This is a genomic window from Vibrio sp. 2130-1, assembly GCF_033339515.1.
Genome location: NZ_JAWOUT010000040.1, coordinates 1 through 4383 on the forward strand (window position 1 = coordinate 1; position 4383 = coordinate 4383).

The following is a 4383-nucleotide window of genomic DNA, read 5'->3' on the forward strand; positions in this document are numbered from 1 at the left end:
AAGATGCCATCGATAAGATGAAAACATAGAAAAAACGCCCTTAGAGGGCGTTTTTTGTTTCAATCGAACAGCGAACTTTTTGCCCTGTAAATCGCTCTGAAAGCGTCACAAACTTACAGCCCGATTTCTGGCTAAGTAGGTAAGGATAAGTGCTTAAAAACGCTCCTGGAGCGTTTTGAGAGCGTCAGGTTGGCGTTTTGAGATGCTAAGTCGGCTATTTAACGTAATAGGAATAATAAGCACCAAAACAACGTTATGTTGCTTTAAATTATGAGCTTCTTTGCTTCGATTTGAAGCCATTCAAATGTGTTTTCGGGCTCTCCATGCATTTCCATTTGATGCCAAAGTTTTTCAAATGACAAAATAGTGACTTGTAGAGCAACTTCTTCATTTCCAATTTCCATTGTTAAATTTTCGAGAAGTTTAATCGTATGAGCATCTACTAAAGTGTCGTATTTTTTTATTTTACACAAAGCCATAACGCAATACTCACAAAGTGTTGATATGCATGTAACTTTATAATAGTGCTCAATTGCGTATATAGTGGTTTTTTTTGGCCTAAGTCTATTAAGAACGTTCAATTGCTCACACAAACCTAGTCTTAAATATGATGTGTATGAGATAAATGGGATAAAGCGTGAAACTAAAAATTTATTTTAAAACATCGAATAACAAAGGCTTTGAAATCGCATCATATCAAGAACATTACGAGACAATTGTTGCTCAATGGCTTTCGTTAGGTCGTACACTAGAATCGAGTTCTTTTTTCCTTGTGCTGTACGATGATGATGGTAAGTGTGTAGATGCCAAATATCTTTCAAAAAATAATTTTAGTCGATTGCTGATAGAGTGGGACTGCTTTGGTTTAAAAGAAAGTAATGAGTAATTTAACGTAACACTCGTTGTGCGAACTGAACGATAGAACGCAAAAGGTTGCCCAAACCGGCGACCTTTTTTACATCTGGCAGATACGAAAAACGCCTCCCAATGGGAGGCGTTTTTCTTGAGGACGTTCATTACCTTAGAAAAGGATCGTTGAGATCCCAGCTCTTTGATTGTAATCTCAATCCCCAGATGTGACAAAACCGACCCTGCAAGGTCGGCTTTGATCGGAATACTTACTGGTTTGACGGCCTGTGTAAGTCCTTTCATGATAGCCCATATCGTTTAAGCACTTCAAGTATTCCTGCACTCTGTTTGGACTCAAGATGTTTTGGACAGAGCGATGCGCATCAGCCACCGACCAAGGGAAGTTCCAAAGGTGGCAGGTAAAGGCACTAATCAAAACTTGCGAAAGCACGATAAAACCGCTCTCTTGTAGCTGCTAGAGGGAGAACTGCGGAAAAGGAATAATTGATTAGTGTTGTGAGACTGGAATGGGGGCGTAAAGCCTTACTCACAGCGCAGGGCAGCCCGAAAGGGAAGAGACTTACCCAATCTGAAAGCGACCAAAAAGATACCCAAATCACTCATAAATTTGAGTTGAAATGGGTAGGGGTCGGCGCAGCCGAAAGGGTGGTTTGCGCTAGCTTGGCTAGCCTCCTCTTTGCTCTTACTGTCATTGTTTGATACTTCATGATTTCCCTTATTTGCATTTCTTTATCTTACTTTCTATCTTTTGTTAAGCACATAAGCAAGGCTACACAAAGACCCCTCCACTTCGTTACGTTGTCATTGTGCCTTGTAAGGGACGCTACGCTCCCTTAACCCTAGTTAAAAGCACTCAAACTAAAGAATTGCCATGACTGAAAAGAAGAAAGTAATACGAGAAAAGTCCATCAAGATCAGAGTCACTGAGACTGAACTTCAAGCTCTGAAAGATCGGTGTGATGGTGCGGAATTAGCTCCTTGGATGAGAGAGACTTGTCTTGGGGAACGGACTCTTAAAAGAGCCAATGTTCCTAAAGTAGACCCCGCATTATTGCGCCAGTTATCTGGACTTGGAAATAACTTGAATCAGATCACTAGAGTAGTGAATACCCAGAATTATGATGTCGTGAATGTGGTTCAAGTATTGGCCCAACTTTCAGCAATCGAGCGTCAGCTTGGGCAAATAATGGCAAAGTATGAGATCTCAGTATGATTGTTCAGTTCGCTCGTAGAGGTAAGGGTATTGGGAGTGGCCCTGTTGATTATCTCTTAGGGAAAGATAGAAATCGGGAGAGGGCGACACTCAATCAAGGCGATCCTGATTTAGTTCAATCACTCATTGATTCGAGTCCTTACGCCAAAAAGTACACATCGGGCTTTCTCTGTTTTGCTGAAACGGACTTATCACAAGAGATTAAAGATCGCCTCATGGCTGATTTTGAAAAGGCTTTGTTACCAGGCTTAGACAAAGACCAATACTCCATTCTTTGGGTAGAGCATCTTGATAAAGGGCGGTTAGAGCTGAACTTTGTTATTCCAAATATTGAGCTTCATTCTGGCAAGCGACTTCAACCTTACTACCACTTTGCAGACAATCCTCGTATCGATGCGTGGCGCACCATTAAGAATCTTGAACTAGGGCTTCATGACCCAGATGACCCTGCTAATCAGCAAGGCTTGGTGAGTGCTAAAGACACTCCATCCGATGCAAAAGAGATTCAGCAACTTCTTACCGATGGTCTACTTAATCTTGCTCAATCAGGCGCGATCCGTAGTCGAAAAGGGGTAATTGGTGCGCTTGAAAGCAAAGGATTTGAGATTGCCAGAGTGACAGCTAAAAGCATCAGCATTAAGAATCCCGAAAGTGGGAAACGAAACATAAGATTAAAAGGTTTGTTGTATGAGCAAGATTTTGAATATGGCGAGGGACTTCAATTCGCAATCGAAGAAGCAAGCCAACGCTATCGAGCAAACGCTAAAGAAAGACTTCGAGAGGCACGAACAACGTATTCAAGATGCGTTGAAATCAAGCGAGCAGAAAATCATAAACGACATCCAAGAGCAGCAATCACGTTTGAATCTCTTGGTGATGAAAACATGGATTTGGTTGCCAGTGACCCTGTTATTTTTGGTGATCGTCAGTTACGGGATCGCTTGGTATCAAGGGCAGACGATATTAGACAATCAGAAAAAGATAGCCCGCCAAAAAGCGATCCTAGAGCAGTTCCAGAACAAGACTTGGGGGCTTTCTCTGTACGAGAGCCAGAAAGGGGAACGTTTTATTGTGATACCAGAGGGTTACTCGATTCTGGAGGGGTGGACAATGAACGATGGCAAGAACGAGCTGATCAAGTTGGAGAGGAAATAAATGACCGAGCTAGAGAAACAACTTTTGCACGCCTTCGAGGTTTTAGAGAGGCAGCACAAGGAGCAGCACAGCGAGTTCGTGAAGCTCTACAAGGATTTAGAGAAAAGATTCGAGCAGAGCAGCGAGGAGAACCAACGCTTACAGAGCAGTGTGAGCAGCTTGACCATGCAAGTAAACAACTTGACGCAGCAGCTCCAGTCGTTGGAAAAGCAATACAGCAAGAGCAGTCGTTAGCACGACAAAATCGCAGAGGTCGAGGTTTCGGATTTAATCGTTAATACATTTGAAAACACGCTTGCCAGGAGTACAATGTACTCCTATTCTTTTGGGAGAGGATCGGGTTATTAGCTACGCATTAGAGTTTATTGAAACGCCATTGTTTGAATCTCAGCGAAAAGAGATGCTCACGGATGAAGAGTTTCGAGCGTTGCAGTCAGACATCATCAAAAACCCAGAAATGGGATCGTTGATTGTCGGAACGGGAGGGCTAAGAAAAGTTCGCCTTGCTGGAGAATCGACAGGTAAGAGTGGTGGTTATCGAACGATTTACTTACTGATCCAACCTGATGTTGTCTATTTGGTGTTGCTGTACAAGAAAGGGAGAAAGGACTCTTTAACTCAGAAAGAGAAGAATCTCCTTAAAGAAGTGTCGAGGTCGATTAAGAGAGAGTATGACAATGAGCAATAGTATTTTTGATGAACTTTATACATCGATGAAGCAAGCCGAAGCGATTGCAAAAGGAGAGCAGACTCCTGCGAATGTCACTCGTTATGAGATTGCCGATGTTAAAGCGATCCGAGCACAACTGGATGTCAGCCAAAAAGAGTTGGCACAAGCGATGGATGTGAGTATTGATACCGTGAAAAGTTGGGAGCAAGGACGGAGAAATCCGACAGGTTTAGCAAGCAAAGTCCTAACTCTACTCTCTAAAGAGCCAGAGCTTTATGCGAAGTTTTCAGTTTAAAGATTAAGAGGTGTCTATGAGTGCAGCTGTTACTTTTGAGCAATTCTGTCAGCATTACGAGTACGATCCGAGAAGTTCGTTATCTCGCTTTGAATATGAGAAGTACAAAGAGAAGAAGTACAAAGAGAACTTAGAGATAGCTAACGAGCTGATCACCAAAGATGCCATCGTTAAGATGAA

Annotated in this window: 7 protein-coding genes; 6 read left to right on the forward strand and 1 reads right to left on the reverse strand. The window is 42.4% G+C overall.

The features are described 5' to 3' along the window. Positions 1-263 precede the first annotated feature (263 nt). Positions 264-479, reverse strand: coding sequence for a hypothetical protein (locus R7Q09_RS23915; protein WP_169627313.1), 216 nt, complete (start codon positions 477-479; stop codon positions 264-266). Positions 480-637: 158 nt separating this feature from the next. Between R7Q09_RS23915 and R7Q09_RS23920 the strand changes: the two genes are divergently transcribed. The 6 genes from R7Q09_RS23920 (at position 638) to nadS (ending at position 4203) form a co-directional block, all read left to right on the forward strand. After that, the gene (locus tag R7Q09_RS23920; RefSeq protein ID WP_005398517.1) at positions 638-886 is read left to right on the forward strand and encodes a hypothetical protein; all 249 of its coding nucleotides are present in this window, start codon (positions 638-640) and stop codon (positions 884-886) included. Between the two features lie 855 nt (positions 887-1741). Further along, the gene (locus R7Q09_RS23925; protein WP_169709360.1) at positions 1742-2083 is read left to right on the forward strand and encodes a MobC family plasmid mobilization relaxosome protein; all 342 of its coding nucleotides are present in this window, start codon (positions 1742-1744) and stop codon (positions 2081-2083) included. A gap of 705 nt (positions 2084-2788) precedes the next feature. After that, entirely contained in the window at positions 2789-3238 is a 450-nt protein-coding gene (locus R7Q09_RS28845; protein WP_353616425.1) for an MbeB family mobilization protein, read from the forward strand. Beyond that, the gene (locus tag R7Q09_RS28850; protein ID WP_169567099.1) at positions 3239-3472 is read left to right on the forward strand and encodes an MbeD/MobD family mobilization/exclusion protein; all 234 of its coding nucleotides are present in this window, start codon (positions 3239-3241) and stop codon (positions 3470-3472) included. A gap of 61 nt (positions 3473-3533) precedes the next feature. After that, a complete protein-coding gene (locus R7Q09_RS23935) occupies positions 3534-3926 on the forward strand; it encodes a type II toxin-antitoxin system RelE/ParE family toxin (protein ID WP_224723981.1) in 393 nt (130 codons plus the stop codon). Beyond that, on the forward strand, positions 3916-4203 hold the full coding sequence (gene nadS, locus R7Q09_RS23940) for a NadS family protein (protein ID WP_029946694.1): 288 nt from the start codon (positions 3916-3918) through the stop codon (positions 4201-4203). The genes R7Q09_RS23935 and nadS overlap by 11 nt, the downstream gene beginning before the upstream one ends. The last annotated feature ends 180 nt before the right edge of the window (positions 4204-4383 follow it).

Excerpts from the sequence above, each read along its gene's own strand:
- nadS (WP_029946694.1), top strand. The coding sequence starts at position 3,916 with ATGAGCAATAGTATTTTTGATGAACTTTATACATCGATGAAGCAAGCC.
- R7Q09_RS28845 (WP_353616425.1), top strand. The coding sequence starts at position 2,789 with ATGGCGAGGGACTTCAATTCGCAATCGAAGAAGCAAGCCAACGCTATC.
- R7Q09_RS23925 (WP_169709360.1), top strand. The coding sequence starts at position 1,742 with ATGACTGAAAAGAAGAAAGTAATACGAGAAAAGTCCATCAAGATCAGA.
- R7Q09_RS28850 (WP_169567099.1), top strand. The coding sequence starts at position 3,239 with ATGACCGAGCTAGAGAAACAACTTTTGCACGCCTTCGAGGTTTTAGAG.
- R7Q09_RS23915 (WP_169627313.1), bottom strand. The coding sequence starts at position 479 with ATGGCTTTGTGTAAAATAAAAAAATACGACACTTTAGTAGATGCTCAT.